The organism is Thiocapsa sp. (assembly GCF_022340925.1).
Lineage (GTDB): Bacteria > Pseudomonadota > Gammaproteobacteria > Chromatiales > Chromatiaceae > Thiocapsa.
Window position 1 is genome coordinate 1 of sequence record NZ_JAJDNA010000090.1, and the last position, 15,431, is coordinate 15,431.

Here is a 15,431-nt window from a genome sequence, read left to right on the forward strand (position 1 = left end):
CTGAAGGAGCGCGGCGAGGTTGTTGAGACGAATCGCGACATTGGGATGCTCGGGCCCGTAGCCTGTCTCGTCGATGGCCAGCGCCAGAAGCATCAGTGACTCAGCCTCCCTCAGGCGGTTGGTGCTGTAAAGAATCGTGGCCAGGTTGTTGAGGTCGATGGCGACCGTGGGATGCCCGGGCCCAAAGCTCGCCTCGTCGATGGCCAGCGCCCGGCGCATCAAGGGCTCCGCCTCATCAGGGCGATTGGTGTCCTGAAGAAGCCCTGCCAGGTTGTTGAGATCGACGGCGACCGTGGGATGCTCGGGCCCGAAGCTCGCTTCGTCGATAGCCAGCGCCCGGCGCATCAAGGGCTCCGCCTCAGCATACTGGGCCTTGGCTTTCAGGAACAGCCCAAGGGCGTTCAATAGCCGCGCGGTGGGCTCGCCGATGCCCGCCGCCTCGGCATGGTCCACCAGCACGCCGACGTGGGGCTGCAGGGGTTCCCAGATGGTCCAATGCCGCACGTCGTCTGGCTCTCCGACCGCCGCGGTGTTCACCAGTGCGAGGGCGGCCGTGAGGGCCGCGGTGCGCGTGTCCTCGTCCTGCCGCTCGCGGGTGATCAGGGCAAGCATCCGGTGCACCCGCCCCTCGCTCGCGAACTCGGTCTCGGTGGCGGGCTGCAGCAGCGACAGCGCCCGCAGCGCAGCGATGGCGTCCTCCGGTTCGGTGTCCGTTTGGGAAGGGCGGGCAGCGCAGAGCTCGGCCAGGATCACCCCGGGGGGTGCGCTGTCGGCAAACAGCGTTGCGGTGCCTTCCGGGGCCGCGGCATGGTCGAACAGGAAGCGCGGCAACGGCGCCGGGGCGAGCCAGGCGAGCAGGTCCAGCAAGGCGCGCGCCGCGGGCGGCAAATCCCCGATGCTGGCATGCCAAGTGGCGGCCAGGGCCGCGGGGATTTCATCTGGCGCGCGTCGTGCCACTGGATGACCCTCTGGTCGGCTGCGGGCCAGCGACCCATCTTGAAGCCAATAGGATGTGGGCCCGCGGGTACACAGTCGTGGCGGTCAGGGCATCGAGCACGAAGGGGCCACTCCGCGCGTCAATCCGCTCCCATGTGCAGTGCCACGGGGTGGCGCGGACATTGAGTCCTGTTGAGTCCTTCGATAGCCATGCGATCTGTTCACGTCACCTCTCCAGGTTTTTCTCGAGATTCGCCACGCCTTGAACGCTTTCAAGTTGCTAAAACCATGAACTTATTTCGTATCATATCCGCGGGGACGAGCGTCCTTTCGGCACGATAGCCAACGTCGGGGCTGCGCTCGCAGGTCCGTCGTTGGGCACGGCGTGATCCGCCACTCTGCGTTGGGCCGAGCCGACACTGTGGGATTCTACGGACTACAGAATACCGCGGCTTCTACCAGACGACACCTTGGTCGCGGCGGGTTGTGCTTCGCAGGTGAGCGTCCGTTCCTGGCAGAACTTGGCTACCCCGGGCCGGTTGACGTTTCGTCAGGCTCGGCGAAGCGAGGTACTCGTTGATCAGCGCTGATAGGTTCCCATCAGCCCAGCCTTAGCCAGCACATGCCCTTGCATGGCCTGGACGACTTCGGTCCTGGTAGAGGGACCGCTTAGCTTCAGCGTCGCATCTAGGGCATACAGCTTGTGAAAGTAACGGTGCCGACCAATTGGCGCCATCACAGGTGAATTGCCCTGGAATCTCATCACCGTGCTCAAGAGCGCTGGAAGAAACTGTCAGGCTCTTGTGTCCCCGCGCGTCAGGTTTGGAGGCAACGGCTGGCAGGGCGAACCCGGACAACATGACTCCGGAAAAGAGCAATCGCGGAAGAACTGTTCCCCATCGGTACCGCCGCACATGAAGACTGTGGAAGACCACCACTGCCCCCCTGAGGCCGGATAGCCTGCTCTGGCAGCCGATCATGCGCGATATCGGGCTTCGCCGGCAACCGCCGTGGCACCTCCCGGACGGGTTCTTCCTTTCTCAGGGAGAACCAGGACAATCGTAGGAGAGCCGAAACCGCCCCTTCCAGCTGCTCGACTACCAGGGCCTGGCCGGCCTGCGAGCGCGCCGCTTCGGCCTTACGCGCAGTGGATCACGGCGCCGAGCCACAATTTGAGATGTTGCGACTGCTTTCTTAAGCTTATTCTCATTACGGGCCTGGTCGCTATTAATGCGAACTTAATCACGGTTATTCAGGAAAACTGTGGAAAAGATTGTGGAAAACACCGTTCGGCGGTGTCTTAAGTCATGAAAATGAAACCAGTCCGTCAATTTGGTCAAGTCCTCGCCACGGGGCTTCATCCGAAAAGTCTGAAACATAGGCCATCTCCCGAGGCTCCCCCGCAGGTCGTGTCGCGACCATGACGCGACGGACGACGCACCTTATCCCTGTGCATATGTCACGACACTGTCATGCGCTGTCAGGCAGGCATTCGGCTCACGGCGGCTCGCTCACCAGTGACTTCGTTGGCGGTGATCTGGCGGTCTGGACCTTGTTCAGTCCGGCGATCACCTCGGCCCAATGGGGTCTGCTGGAGCTGCGCCTCGTCACGCCCATGGACACAGCTGCGATGTCGGCTTCTGGTTTGATTGAGCTGCACGCCGACAAGGACATGCCGATCCGCACCGCGAGCCAGCGGATCGCCGGCGTGACCTGCCCCTCGCCCGAGTCAAGAACCATGGCACCCACCGACCCATCGGGGGCAACATGGTCGTCTACTCAGCTGATGGCGGTCGCTGGCCCCGCCTCGCTGGCGGCGATCCAGCCCGGCGCCTCGAGACGAGGGGGCTATTCGAGCTGGAGGCGTTGCCGGGCGAAACCCGGGCTGGTTCCGGCAATTCCAAGACCGGCGGCTGAATCCGGCTTGTCCCTGACCGCGACGGAAGCGCCCGGCCCGACCCCGTCTCACCCGCCTCGTCTGCAGGCAGGTTTGGATTTTCTCGCGCCGAGGTCTTTTCTAGCGTGCCCCGCACGCGCATCATCTGCGGCAATCCAGACGGACACCCAAGGGGAGAGAACCATGAGCACCGATCAGCCGAATGTGACGGGCCCAGATTTAACGGCGGGTATCGCGGTCAGCGATCTCGCCGACGGCGAGATGCTCGCGGGGCACGTTGGCGAAGAAGGCGTGTTGCTCGCGCGCCGGGGTGATACGTTTTTTGCCATTGGCGCCGCCTGCACCCACTACGGCGTGCCGCTGGCCAAGGGGCTCATGGTCGGCGACACGGTTCGCTGCCCGGCGCATCACGCCTGCTTCAGTCTGCGCACCGGCGAGGCGCTGCGTGCACCGGCCCTGAGCCCCGTGGCATGCTGGGTTGTCGAGCAGCACGACGGCAAGGTCTTCGTGCGCACGCAGCGTGCAGAGCCGCTGCCGAGACCGAGACGTGTCGCGGCGGCCGCCGACTCGCCCGGTCGGATCGTGATCGTCGGCGGTGGGGCAGCGGGATTTGCCGCCGCCGAGATGCTGCGACGAGAGGGCTACGACGGCAGCCTCACCATGCTGAGCGACGACGACGCCCCGCCGGTCGATCGACCCAACCTGTCCAAAGATTATCTGGCGGGCAATGCACCGGAGGCATGGATCCCGCTGCAGCCCGATGACTTCTACGCGGCGCACGGCATCGACCTGCGCCTGCGCGCCAAGGTCGCGCGCATCGATGTCGCCGCGGGCGCCGTGCAGCTCGGTGACGGCGGCGCCCTGCCCTACGATCGGCTCCTGCTTGCCACCGGGGCCGAGCCCGTGCGACTCCCCCTGCCGGGCATGGACCTGCCACACGTCCATACGCTGCGCTCGTTGGCCGACAGCCAAGCGATCATCGAGCGCGCCAAGTCGGCGCGGCACGCGGTGGTGCTGGGCGCGAGCTTCATCGGCCTCGAGGTGGCGGCAGCCCTGCGTGCGCGCGGTCTCGAGGTGCATGTGGTGGCACCGGAGAAGCGCCCCATGGAGCGCATCCTCGGCGCCCAGATGGGCGACCTCGTGCGCGGCCTGCATGAGCAGCACGGCGTGATCTTTCACCTCGAAGAGACTGCCGACTCGATCGATGCCCGGCAGGTCCGACTGAAGGGCGGGGACTCGATCACCGCCGAGCTGGTGGTCGCGGGTGTGGGCGTGCGACCGCGGCTGTCACTCGCCGAGCAGGCCGGACTCGCGCTTGACAACGGGGTCCTCGTGGATGCGCATCTGCAGACCAGCGCGCCCGGGATCTTCGCCGCCGGCGACATCGCGCGCTGGCCGGACCCGCACAGCGGCACCGCGATCCGCGTCGAGCACTGGGTCGTCGCCCAGCGCCAGGGACAGACGGCCGCGCGCAACATGCTCGGGCTGGGCGAGGTCTTCGACGCGGTACCATTCTTCTGGAGCAAGCACTATGACATGCCGATCAGCTACGTCGGCCACGCCGAGAGCTGGGACGAGCTCGACGTCGAAGGCGATATCGCGGCGAAGGACTGCCTGGTGAGATACAAACGCAACGGGCGCGTGCTGGCGGTTGCGTCGATCCGTCGCCCACTCGACAGCCTGATGGCAGAGGCTGAGCTGGAACGCGCGATCTCTTAGCGGGACGGCGCCGCGCGGCCCGCCAGGGAGCCGGTCACTTGAGCAGACATCGGGATGACGCCGGGGAGGCGAGCCGCATCCGCTGCGGCCCGGTGCATCACTTCTTCAGCGCACCCATGACCGCGCCGACAATCCCGGTCAGGATGCCGCCGCCGCCGAGACCCCCCACCGCCTGGGTCACCAGCGAACCGATGTCGAGGCCGCTGGAGGCCGCCGTCCCGGGATCGACGCCACCGCCGAGCAAGCTGCCAAGGGCCGACCCGCCGGCCAGCCCCCCCACCACGCCGGACACGAGCTTCGGCAGAAGCTTCATTCCCACAGACTTGACAAGACTACCAACGATCCCGCCGCCCAACATCCCGGACACGGCCTGCACGATAATCGGAATCAAGGTTTCCATATGCACACCTCACATGGTCAGGACAAGGCCACCCTTGCCGCAGCGATTATTCGCACGCCTGGTTGAAGAGCGCAAACGTGTTGAACACCCTGCGTGAGCCAGAATCCGGGGCGATGCGGTTTATCAATGCCGCACACCTTGCAACAAGGGCGCGAATCGCCCGGATCCACTCGGCTTGCAGTCGACCAACGGGCGGCCTTCCCTTCACCGGTCGGCGCACGCTAGAGGGGTGCCCGAAACCGGGCATGATCCGGATCTCAGGGAGCTTGCACGATGTCGTCCAGCCACTGAACACCGACTCTGACGAGAGGCTCTTCGCATCCGTCGAAGAAATGGTCGGCGCCCGGGATCTGGATGGAGAGGGTGCTCCAGCCGTCTCCGGGCAGCGCTACCCGCCGCCTGATCGCGCGGCAGCGACGCCCAGTTGCGGCAGATTTTTTGCCTAAGCTGTTACCATCCGCATCGTATCCGCCGCGCGGCCGGTCAGTGAGCGGCGGGATTGGGAGCCGCAGTGTGAGGGGACCACGGGCCGATGATCGACACGATTAGCTGGTTGGCCATTGCCTTCGCCGCAGGCCTGGCGGCCCGACAGATGGGCTTGCCGCCCCTGGTGGGTTATCTGGTGGCGGGTTTTGGGCTGCACGCCTTTGGGGCAGAGGCGACCCCCATGGTCAATACCCTGTCGGATCTGGGTGTGACCCTGCTGCTCTTCACCATCGGTCTCAAGCTCAAGTTGAAAAGCCTGGCGCAGCCTCAGGTATGGGGCGTCGCCGGCCTTCATATGATCGCCTTCATCGCCCTGGTCGTTCCCGTCCTGCTCGCGTTGGGGGCGCTCGCGCTGCCCTATCTGCGTGAGCTCGATCACCGGAACATGCTGATCCTGGCCTTCGCACTCAGCTTCTCGAGCACCGTGTTCGCGGTCAAGGTGCTGGAGGAGAAGGGTGAGATGGGCTCTCTTTACGGCACCATCGCGATCGGCGTCCTGATCGTTCAGGACCTCGCCGCGGTGCTCTTTCTGGCGTTCTCGCTGGGCAAGGTCCCAAGTCTCTGGGCCTTGCTGCTCCTGGCCCTCATCCCCCTTAGCGGCATCATCGGCCAGGTCTTGCATCGGGCCGGACACGGCGAGCTGCTGCTGTTGTTCGGCATCACCGTCGGTCTGGGCGGTGCCCAGCTCTTCGAGCTGGTTCACGTCAAAGGCGATCTGGGCGCCCTGCTGCTCGGGGTGCTCATCGCGCCTCATGCGAAATCGGGTGAGTTGGCCAAGACCCTGCTGGGACTCAAGGATCTCTTCCTGGTCGGCTTCTTCCTGAGTATCGGGTTGACCGCCGCGCCCGGTCTGGACATGGCACCCGTGGTGCTGGTGCTGGTCCTGTTGCTGGCTCTAAAGGGGCTTTTGTTCGAGCAGCTCTTCCTGGCCTTTGGGCTGCGCGCCCGCACCGCCTTGCTGGGCAGCCTGTCGCTCGCGAGCTTCAGCGAGTTCGGGCTCATCGTCGCGGATGTCGCCACGGAAAACGGTTGGCTGTCGTCCGATTGGCTGGCCATCGTCGCCATCACCGTGGGGGGGGCATTGGTGATCGCCTCTTGGCTCAATGCACGTTCCCACGACCTCTACGAGCTCTTCAGCGAGCGGCTGCGGCGCCAGGAGCGCGCCGTGCGGCTCCCGGTCGAGCGCGAGATCGACCCCGGCGATGCGGATGCAATGATCATCGGCATGGGGCGGGTCGGCACCGGCGCATACGATACCCTCACGCTGGACAAGGGCCTGAAGCCAGTCGGCATCGACGCCGATCCGGACACCGCGGCGCGCCACCGGGAGATGGGCCGCAACGTGGTGCAGGGCAGCGCCACCGACGCCGACTTCTGGCACCGGCTGCACTTGGACGACGGCCATATCAAGCTGGTGCTCCTGGCCATGCCGCAGGTGTCCGAAAACATCTTTGCCGCGGAGCATCTGATCAAGGAGGGCTTCAAGGGAACCATCGGTGCGATCGCGAAGTTCCCCGATGACGAGACGATCCTGCGCGCCGCCGGGGTCAGCCAAGTCTTCAACCTGTACGCCGAGGCCGGGGCTGGTTTCGCCCAGCACGTGTGCGCCGGGCGCGGGCACGCCGTCGAGACGCCAATCGATCGGCCGCCTGGCGGGCACGCCACCCGAGTCATCGAGGATGCGGATATTCGATAGGGCGTGCCGGTTCGATCTGCGCCTGCGCTGTCATGCCGGACCCGCGCGGCTGTTTGCCCCCATGGCACGCCCTACGTCTGTGTCGCCACCCTTCGCAGACAGAGGTGTGCCCGAACAGCGCGTCCATTACACTTGACGTTTAGCAGGATCCCCGAGGTGAGGATGAGCCTGTCCCGGTCGCACCAGATTGTCACAGCCGAGAATGCAGGCCAAGCAAGGCAAGACGAACCGAACGTGTCTTCCTTCGATGTGAGCTGCACCTACCGAGCTCGGCTCGTCTTCAGCCTTTCTGCATCGGTGCTGCTGCTTGGCTGCGCGTCTACGAAGTCGCTCGGCCTGATGGAAACACCGGTGCTCTACCATCAGGCGGCGGTTGACCCCTTCGCCCATCTCGGGCCGGAGGACAAGACCACCCTGACGCAAGTCTTCTATGCGACCAACCGCGCACCACAGGATCTCAAGACTGGGTTGCCTTACGGCAATGGGACAAGTGGCCTGTTGCATCTCGGTCGGGCCACTGTTCGACTCGGCGATGAAAACACGCGCTGGGAGGATCTCTATCTGGCGTCGGTGTCGCCTAACCGCGAATCCTTGATTCCGCTCACCCTGCAGGAAGCGACGGAATTGGCGGCCATCGAGCCGGACAAGCCCGGCGAGCACGCCCTCGTCGGCGACGCACAGTCGGTCGCCTCAGCCATCAACAAAGAGCTCGAAAAGACCAAGGACAAGGAATTGCTGATCTACGTTCACGGCACCAAGGTGGACTTTGCCAACGCCTGTGCCCTGACTGCCGAGATCGACCATTTCACCGGCCGGGACCTCGTCGGGGTCGGCTTTGCCTGGCCGTCACATCAGAACATCCTGTCCTACGTCCTGGGCATGGACGTCCGTCGGGCAACCAGCTCGGCCGGTTCGCTTCGTCGCCTGATCGAGCTCCTGGCGGATCACACCCGGGCCGAGCACATCAACCTGATCGCCTACAGCGCCGGCGGCAGGGTGGCTTCGAAGGCGTTGCATGAGTTGCGGGGCGCTTACGGCGCCCTGGACGCCGACGCGCTGAAAAAACGGTTCCGGCTCGGTGCCGTGATCTTCGCGGCGGCGGACGTGCCGGTTGACCGGTTTCTCGAGCGGCTGCCCGCGATCAGCGAGCTGTCTGACCAGGTGGTCGTCACTGTGTCCGATGGCGACGATGCACTGGAGGCAGCCAAGTCGCTCATGGGCGGGCAGTCCCGCATGGGCACCCTGGAGGCGGAGGACGAAGAGGAAGCCTTTGCGACATCACATGATCTCGAGAACCTCGAGATCATCGACGTGTCGCGGGGGCAGGGTGAGCGCGGTTTCGATATCGAGGGACACCACTACTGGTACCGCCACCCCTGGGCGAGCAGCGACATCGTCCTACTGGTGCGCACAGAGCTCGAACCGCCTCATCGCGGCCTCGAGCCGGCGGAGCGCCCCAGGGTCTGGTTCTTCGCGCCCCACTACCCCCAGAGCGTTCAAGACGCCGCGCGGCAGGCGCTGAAGGGTCAGTGGTAAGACGAAGGCATCAGGCGCTGCCGGTGTCGAGGCGCCCCCCGGTCTCGGCATCGAACAGGAGGACGCCGCCGGGATCGACGCACAGACCCAGCGCTCCCCCTTCCTGCACGCGGCTGTCCGTGCCCACGCGCGCCACCAGACGCAGGCGCCCGGCGTGCCCGGCGTCGAGCTCCAGCTCCTGCTGGAGTGCACCCAGCCTGCCCCCGGTGTGAGCCCGGACGTCGAAATGCACGTAGAGATCCGCCCCCAGCCACTCGACCACCTCCACGCCGGCACTGAAGACACCCGCGCACCCACCTGACCGTGCGGCGTCGGTGAATCGCTCTGGGCGGATGCCGACGATGACCTCGCGCGTTCTCGCCGACAATCGCCCTCGCAACGCGTCGGGCAGCGGGATCTCGGTCATCGGCAGGATGAGCCGGTCCCCGTCGATCTCCGCGGGGACGAAGTTCATGGCGGGCGAGCCGATGAAGCCCGCAACGAAGATGTTGGCGGGGCACTGGTAGAGCTCCCGCGGACTGCCGACCTGCTGGATCTCCCCCTTGCGCAGCACCGCGATGCGGTCGCCGAGTGTCATGGCCTCGGTCTGGTCGTGGGTGACATAGACGGTGGTGGTGCCGAGGCGTCGCTGCAGACGCGCCAGCTCGGTGCGCATCTGCACCCTGAGCTTGGCGTCCAGATTCGACAGGGGCTCGTCGAGCAGAAAAGCGGCCGGGTGGCGGACGATTGCCCGACCCATGGCCACGCGCTGGCGCTGACCGCCGGAGAGCGCCGCGGGCTTGCGCTCGAGCAGCTCGCCGAGCTCCAGGATCTCTGCGGCCTCCTTGACCCGCGCGGCGATCTCGGCCGGGTTCAGCTTGGCGAGTTTGAGGGGAAAGGCCATGTTCTCGCGCACCGTCATGTGCGGATAGAGGGCATAGCTCTGGAACACCATGGCCATGTTGCGGTCCTTGGGGTCCCGACCCGTGACCGCCTCGCCGGCGACCCGGATCTCTCCGGCGGTCGGCCGCTCCAGACCGACGATGATCTTGAGCAGGGTCGACTTGCCGCACCCGGACGGGCCCACCAGGATGAACAGCTCCCCGTCGCGAATGGTCAGATCGGTTGGCCGGACCGCTTGGGTGCCGTCCGCAAAGCGCTTCTCGATCCGGTCGAGGACAATCTCCGCCATGCCTACCCCTTGACCGCACCGGCCGTGAGCCCGGCCACGATGCGCCGCTGAAAGACGAGGACGACCAGGATCACCGGCACCGTGACGACCACCGAGGCCGCTGCGATCGAGCCCGTCGGCAACTCGAAGCGCGAGCTGCCGGTGAAGAAGGCGATGGCGGCCGGCACCGTGCGGGCATCGTTGGTGGATGTGAGCGCCGCGGCGAACAGGAAGTCGTTCCAAGCGAAGATGAACACCAGGATCGCCGCAGTGAAGACCCCCGGCGCCGCCAGCGGGACGATCACGTGACGAAAGGCCTGCAGTGGTGTGGCCCCGTCCACCCGTGCCGCCTTGTCCAGGTCCCAGGGGATCTCACGAAAAAAGGCGGACAGGGTCCAGATCGCCAGCGGGAGGGTGAAGGTCATGTAGGGCAGGATCAGACCGGGCCAGGTGTCGTAGAGGCCGAGGGTCCGCCAAAGATTGAACAGGGGTCCGATCACCGCGACCGGCGGAAACATGGCGATCGACAGGGCCGCCCCCAGGATCAGGGCGCGTCCGCGGAAGCGCAGCCGGACGATGGCGTAGGCGGCGAACATGGCGAGCAGCACAGAGAGGGCGGTTGAGATGGCGGCGATGCCGATGGAGTTCCAAACAGCGGCCGGGAACTGGGCATCGACGAAAACGGCCTGGTAGTGCTCGAGGCTCAGCTCGCCGGGCACGAAGTGCTTGTCGTTGAGGTCCGCGGCGGGCTTGAGCGAGAGGGACAGGATCCAGGCCACCGGCAGCAGTGCATAGACGAGCACCAGCAGCCCGCCGGCGCGCCAGAACAGGGTGTCGAGCAGGCTGCTCCCCGGCTTCATGACTCCTCCCCCGCGGCGAAGCTGACTCTGAAGCCCTTGACGAAGAGCGCCGCAATGGCGATCACGCAAATGAAGATCAGCACCGAGACCGCCGAGCCGAGCCCGAGGTTCAGCCGGGTCACCAGGGCATGATAGCCGACGATGGAGACCGTCTCCGTGCCCTGGGCGCCGCGGGTCTGAACGAAGACGGTGTCGAAGATGCGAAAGGCATCCAGGGTGCGGAACAAGAGGGCCACCAGAATGGCGGAGCGCATCAGCGGCAGGGTCACGCGAAAGAAGCGCTGCGCCGCGTTGGCACCGTCCACCCGCGCCGCGTCCAGCAGGTCCTGGGGCACGAGTGTCAGCCCCGCGAGCAGCAGCAGGGCCATGAACGGCGTCGTCTTCCACACCTCGGTGAGAATGATCACGAGGAAGGCTGACCAGCGCTCGGTGAGCCAGGCCTGCTCCAGCCCGAGCCAGGGATTGACGAAACCGGTCACCGGATCGAACGCGAACTTCCAGGCCAGCGCCGCGACCACCGTGATGATGGCATAGGGGACCAGGACGGAGGCCCGGACGGTGCGCCGCAGGAAGAGCACCCGATGCATCACCAGCGCAAGCAGCATGCCCAACACCAGCTCGATGGCGACGGACGCCACTGTAATGATCAGGGTGTTGGCGAGGGACTCCCACCAGACTCCGGAGGTCAGCACGCTGGCATAGTTGGCGAGCCCGACGTACTCCCGTTGGTCCGGGAAACGCAGGTCGTAGCGAAAGAGCGACAGCCACAGGGCATAGAGGATCGGGTAGGCGGTCACCAGCAGCATGGCCAGCACCGCCGGTGTGCACAGCAGCCACCCGAAACGCTCCTCGGACGCGTCGCGCCGCGGACTCACAAGAGCCCCTCCGAGCGCAGTGCGCGTCCGACCGCCTGCCGCAGGCGCTCCGCATCGCCGTCCGGGTCGATCTCGGCGAGTGGGTGCAATGTCCGGCTGATCGCCAGCGAGACGTCGTTGTAGAGAGGGGTCTTGGGCCGCTGGGCGGCGTCGTTCAAGGTCTCGCGCAGCAGATCGGCGAAGGGAAAGGTCGCGCGCACCTGGCGGTCGTCGTAGAGGGCGGCGGTGGTCGGCGGCAGACCGCCGCGCTCTGCGGCGAGCCGCTGGCCGTCGCGCGAGGCGATACAGGCGGCGGCGCGCAGGGCCAGGTCCGGGTGCCGCGAAAAGGCCCCTACCCCCAAATTGATTCCGCCGATCGTCACCCGGCTCGGTCGGCCCGCCTCGACCGCCGGCCAACGCGCCCAGCCCATATGCTCGGCGACCGCCGGGGCGTTCGAGCGGGCGCTCGGCCACACATAGGTGTAGTTGAGCATGAAGCTCGAGCCGCCGGACTCGAACGCCAGGCGAGCCTGATCCTCGCGGGCGCTCGCGAGCCCCCTGTCTGAGGCAGGTGACCCGGCGAGGCGTCGCATGAGACGCAGGGCCTCACGCACGGGACCCGGCTGCAGGGCAGCGGCACCCGCCTCGTCCAACACCGAGCCACCCGCCGATGCGAGCAGAGAGACGAAGAAGACAGTGAGCCCCTCGTAGCGGGCCCCTTGGGCCTGGATGGTGCCCTCCTCGCCCAGTGACTCGGCCATGTCAATCATGTCGTCCCAGGTCTGGGGTGGCCGTGACACGCGGTCGGTGCGGTACCAGAGTAGCTGGGTGTTGGTGGTAAAGGGCGCCGCCCAGAGCCTCCCCTGATAGGTCGCGCTCGCGACCGCCGCCGGGATCCTGCCCTCCCGCGCAGCCTCCGCCTGATCCTCGGGCCAGGGCAGGATCCAACGGGCCTCGGCGAGCTCGGCGGTCCAGATCACGTCCATCCCGATGATGTCGATGTCGTCGTCGCGGGCGGCGAGACGGCGCACCAGCTGCTCGCGCTGCTGATCGGCATCTGCCGGCAAGGGCCTGAGCTCGACGCGGTAGGCGCCGTCCGACGCCTCGGCGCAGCGTCGCGACGCCTCGGCGAAGGCCCCGGATGGCTCGTCGAACACGTACCAGCGCAGTACCGGGGTCTCGGGCGCGTCCACACTGCATCCGGGCAGCAGATTTGCAGCCAATGCCGCCACGGTCCAGCGGTATAGCAGCGATTTCGGTTGCTTCTTTCCTCGCATGTCGCATCCAGCGTCGCTGGCGCCCACCAGCCCGTCGACTGCCAAAGGATGCGCCATAAGACGGCGAGGCGTCCACCCGTACCCGCCCTGACGGAACCCGCCTCCTACAATCGAGACGTCGGGCGCTTCCCCGGAGCCGGGCCAGCGAGCAGTCCGAACCCACAGCGCAGGATGCCGCACCGGACATCTGTCACCACTGTCCATCCCCGGGGGTGATCGCCCTCAATCCGTGTCGGCCTGCGCATGCCCGATCCGCGCTCCCCGACCCGGGGCGGGATCCCGATGCAGGCCGCGCACGTAGAAGCGGTGGCCGCCAAACTCTGTCGCGACCAGCAGGCGATCTGCGACCAGCCGCTCCACCACGGCCCAGGCGCCTCCCGAACGTTCGACCAACGCCTGCACAGCGCTCTCGCGCAAGGGGTGGACGGCGGCAATTGCCAGCAGGTCGTCCGCCAGGTTTCCGGTGGAGGCAAAGGCGTCCCCCTCGTACCCGCTCAGCAGCTCCAGCCGCTCGGTGTGGCCGCGGACGATCTGAAAGAAGCGGTTGAGCCTGTCCGCATCGGGAGGCGTCACGCCGGGTTCCGCCGGTGGTCGGATCGGCACCGACAGATAGGCACAGGGCGGGGCAAGCCGCGCGATGAAGCGGCCAACGGCCTCGGCGTTGGCATCGCCGTCATTGATGCCGGCCACCAGCATGGTCTCGGTGGCAAGCGTGCCTCGGTAGCGGGCAGCGAAGGCCAGCACGCCCTCCAGCATCTCGGCGTGATCCAGGTCGGGATGCGGCCGGTTGACCAGGCGCCACACGTCCGTCTCGATGGCGTCGATCTTCACCGACACCCAATCCGCCTTACACAGACTTTCGCGGACGGCCGCGCGGAACAGGAGCGACCCGTTGGAGATCACCGCGATCGGGATCCCCAAGGGGCGCAGGCGCTCGATGGTGTCACCCAGGCGAGCGTCGAGGGTGGGCTCGCCGTCCGGGACAAAGGTCAGATAGTCCACCCGCTCCCCGCGCGCCCTGAGCCGTGCGAGATGCCGCTCGACCTCTTGGACGACCCGCTCAGGCGCGTAGAAGGTCCGCGGCGCGATCTCCGTTTGCGACGTGGGTCCCACCTGGCAGTAGACGCAGGAGTAGGAGCACGACTTCGGCGGGATGTTGTTGATGCCGAGGCTTTGCCCGAGGCGCCGCGAAGGGACGGGTCCGAAGATCAGCATGAGGGTCAGGCCCTTGGCTGAGGAGGTCGCAGCCGGTGCGGCCGGGCGCCGAGCGGCATCGCCGCACGGACCCTCCCGATCAGATCGCTCTTCGCGATCAAAATGATTTGATCAAACATGTTTCACTATGACCGAAAGACCCCCAGTGTCTCCCCTCGACAAGAGACCCACCGCCGAGCGCATCCGCGCACTCGGCTTCCGGGCGCCCGGCTCCTACCGGGAGTATACGCCGATCGCGGCACCGACGGCCGCGAGCGGCACCCCGAGCTCCTCGGCTTAGAAGGCCGGCACGAGGAGGGCCATGGGGAGCGCCGCGACCGAGGTCACCAGCGACGGCAACGCCTACAGGAGAATCCACCGCAGCCGGATCCGAGCGTCCTTGTCGAATCTCGGGCTCGCTCCCATCATCTCCGAATCTCGGGGGCGTTCGGGTCGCCCGAGTCGCTGCCGGTCGACTCGAAACCGACCATCTTTTTACTTCCAGCCCATCGGTCCGACGGACATGAACGACAAGGTCATCGTACCCATCCTCGCGATCCTCGCGGCCCTGGCGATCGCCGCCGGGATGGCCTGGGCCGGCAGTCAAGGCGGCGTGACCGTCTCCGGGTGGCCGGTACTCGCGCTGGCCGGGGCGTTCGCCTTCATCGTGCAGTGGATCGTTTTCGTTCCATCCTACCGGGCACAGACCGAGCACTATTATGACCTCACGGGCAGTCTCACCTATCTGGCCGTGGCGATCGGCACCCTACTCCTTGCCGGCGCGTACGATGCGCGATCCATCCTGCTCGTCGGGTTGGTTTCCATCTGGGCGCTCCGCCTGGGCAGCTTTCTGTTCCTGCGCGTCAGGCAGGCCGGTCGCGACGACCGCTTCGACACCATCAAGCCATCGTTCGCCCGCTTTCTGATGGCCTGGACGCTCCAAGGCCTCTGGATCTTCCTGACGCTCGCCGCCGCGCTGGCCGCCATCACCTCGTCGAAGACCGTGCCGCTGGGGCTCGTGGGGCTCCTCGGTATCGGGATCTGGATCGTCGGTTTCGCAACCGAGGCGATCAGTGACAACCAGAAGCGCCGCTTCCGCCGGGACCCGGCCAATGCCGGCCGTTTCATCACCACCGGGCTGTGGGCCTGGTCGCGCCACCCCAACTACTTCGGAGAGATCACGTTGTGGGTCGGAATCGCGCTGATCGCGCTGCCGGCGCTCTCCGGATGGCAGTATCTGACCCTGCTCTCGCCGGCATTCGTCTTCCTCTTGCTCACCCGAGTCAGCGGCATCCCCTTGCTGGAGGCCAAAGCCGAAGAGCGCTGGGGTGACGACCCCACGTTTCGAGCCTACAAGGCACGGACGCCGGCGCTCTTTCCGCGCCGGCCAAGCTGATCCGCTGCGGGAGATGCGCCTCCGCCTTCT

Annotated in this window: 13 protein-coding genes; 4 read left to right on the top strand and 9 right to left on the bottom strand. The window is 66.4% G+C overall.

From position 1 onward, the window contains the following. From LJE61_RS11115 to LJE61_RS11120, 3 genes are all read right to left on the bottom strand, one after another. On the bottom strand, positions 1 to 957 hold a 957-nt coding region (locus tag LJE61_RS11115; RefSeq protein WP_296918409.1), incomplete at its 3' end, for a tetratricopeptide repeat protein. A 559-nt stretch (positions 958 to 1,516) separates the two neighbouring features. After that, on the bottom strand, positions 1,517 to 1,699 hold the full coding sequence (locus LJE61_RS15345; protein WP_363306060.1) for a YbhB/YbcL family Raf kinase inhibitor-like protein: 183 nt from the start codon (positions 1,697 to 1,699) through the stop codon (positions 1,517 to 1,519). Between the two features lie 734 nt (positions 1,700 to 2,433). Continuing rightward, positions 2,434 to 2,676, bottom strand: a complete 243-nt coding sequence (locus tag LJE61_RS11120; RefSeq protein ID WP_296909525.1) for a hypothetical protein — start codon at positions 2,674 to 2,676, stop codon at positions 2,434 to 2,436. A 340-nt stretch (positions 2,677 to 3,016) separates the two neighbouring features. Here LJE61_RS11120 and LJE61_RS11125 point away from each other — a divergent pair, with 340 nt between their 5' ends. After that, entirely contained in the window at positions 3,017 to 4,552 is a 1,536-nt protein-coding gene (locus tag LJE61_RS11125) for an FAD-dependent oxidoreductase (protein WP_296909526.1), read from the top strand. A 97-nt stretch (positions 4,553 to 4,649) separates the two neighbouring features. Here the strand turns inward: LJE61_RS11125 and LJE61_RS11130 are convergent, their stop codons facing one another. Continuing rightward, a complete protein-coding gene (locus LJE61_RS11130) occupies positions 4,650 to 4,952 on the bottom strand; it encodes a hypothetical protein (protein WP_296909527.1) in 303 nt (100 codons plus the stop codon). Between the two features lie 532 nt (positions 4,953 to 5,484). On the opposite strand from LJE61_RS11130, the gene LJE61_RS11135 reads away from it, so the two are divergent. After that, positions 5,485 to 7,134 (top strand): cation:proton antiporter family protein, encoded by a 1,650-nt coding sequence (locus tag LJE61_RS11135; RefSeq protein WP_296918411.1) that lies wholly within the window; start codon positions 5,485 to 5,487, stop codon positions 7,132 to 7,134. 234 nt (positions 7,135 to 7,368) lie between these two features. Continuing rightward, complete coding sequence (locus LJE61_RS11140; protein ID WP_296918412.1) at positions 7,369 to 8,670, top strand: alpha/beta hydrolase; 1,302 nt, start codon at positions 7,369 to 7,371, stop codon at positions 8,668 to 8,670. Between the two features lie 10 nt (positions 8,671 to 8,680). Here the strand turns inward: LJE61_RS11140 and LJE61_RS11145 are convergent, their stop codons facing one another. The 5 genes from LJE61_RS11145 to LJE61_RS11165 form a co-directional block, all read right to left on the bottom strand. After that, complete coding sequence (locus LJE61_RS11145; RefSeq protein ID WP_296909530.1) at positions 8,681 to 9,841, bottom strand: ABC transporter ATP-binding protein; 1,161 nt, start codon at positions 9,839 to 9,841, stop codon at positions 8,681 to 8,683. A gap of 2 nt (positions 9,842 to 9,843) precedes the next feature. Next, entirely contained in the window at positions 9,844 to 10,680 is an 837-nt protein-coding gene (locus LJE61_RS11150) for a carbohydrate ABC transporter permease (protein ID WP_296909531.1), read from the bottom strand. Next, positions 10,677 to 11,555 (bottom strand): carbohydrate ABC transporter permease, encoded by an 879-nt coding sequence (locus LJE61_RS11155; protein WP_296909532.1) that lies wholly within the window; start codon positions 11,553 to 11,555, stop codon positions 10,677 to 10,679. The genes LJE61_RS11150 and LJE61_RS11155 overlap by 4 nt, the downstream gene beginning before the upstream one ends. Then, positions 11,552 to 12,811 (bottom strand): ABC transporter substrate-binding protein, encoded by a 1,260-nt coding sequence (locus LJE61_RS11160; protein WP_296909533.1) that lies wholly within the window; start codon positions 12,809 to 12,811, stop codon positions 11,552 to 11,554. The genes LJE61_RS11155 and LJE61_RS11160 overlap by 4 nt, the downstream gene beginning before the upstream one ends. Positions 12,812 to 13,033: 222 nt before the next feature. Further along, on the bottom strand, positions 13,034 to 14,026 hold the full coding sequence (locus LJE61_RS11165; RefSeq protein ID WP_296909534.1) for a radical SAM protein: 993 nt from the start codon (positions 14,024 to 14,026) through the stop codon (positions 13,034 to 13,036). 502 nt (positions 14,027 to 14,528) lie between these two features. Between LJE61_RS11165 and LJE61_RS11170 the strand changes: the two genes are divergently transcribed. After that, positions 14,529 to 15,401 (top strand): DUF1295 domain-containing protein, encoded by an 873-nt coding sequence (locus LJE61_RS11170; protein ID WP_296909535.1) that lies wholly within the window; start codon positions 14,529 to 14,531, stop codon positions 15,399 to 15,401. The last annotated feature ends 30 nt before the right edge of the window (positions 15,402 to 15,431 follow it).

Coding starts and splice junctions, on each gene's coding strand:
- LJE61_RS15345 (WP_363306060.1), bottom strand. CDS start 1,699: ATGAGATTCCAGGGCAATTCACCTGTGATGGCGCCAATTGGTCGGCAC.
- LJE61_RS11120 (WP_296909525.1), bottom strand. CDS start 2,676: ATGGTTCTTGACTCGGGCGAGGGGCAGGTCACGCCGGCGATCCGCTGG.
- LJE61_RS11150 (WP_296909531.1), bottom strand. CDS start 10,680: ATGAAGCCGGGGAGCAGCCTGCTCGACACCCTGTTCTGGCGCGCCGGC.
- LJE61_RS11160 (WP_296909533.1), bottom strand. CDS start 12,811: ATGCGAGGAAAGAAGCAACCGAAATCGCTGCTATACCGCTGGACCGTG.
- LJE61_RS11135 (WP_296918411.1), top strand. CDS start 5,485: ATGATCGACACGATTAGCTGGTTGGCCATTGCCTTCGCCGCAGGCCTG.
- LJE61_RS11125 (WP_296909526.1), top strand. CDS start 3,017: ATGAGCACCGATCAGCCGAATGTGACGGGCCCAGATTTAACGGCGGGT.
- LJE61_RS11170 (WP_296909535.1), top strand. CDS start 14,529: ATGAACGACAAGGTCATCGTACCCATCCTCGCGATCCTCGCGGCCCTG.
- LJE61_RS11145 (WP_296909530.1), bottom strand. CDS start 9,841: ATGGCGGAGATTGTCCTCGACCGGATCGAGAAGCGCTTTGCGGACGGC.
- LJE61_RS11130 (WP_296909527.1), bottom strand. CDS start 4,952: ATGGAAACCTTGATTCCGATTATCGTGCAGGCCGTGTCCGGGATGTTG.
- LJE61_RS11165 (WP_296909534.1), bottom strand. CDS start 14,026: ATGCTGATCTTCGGACCCGTCCCTTCGCGGCGCCTCGGGCAAAGCCTC.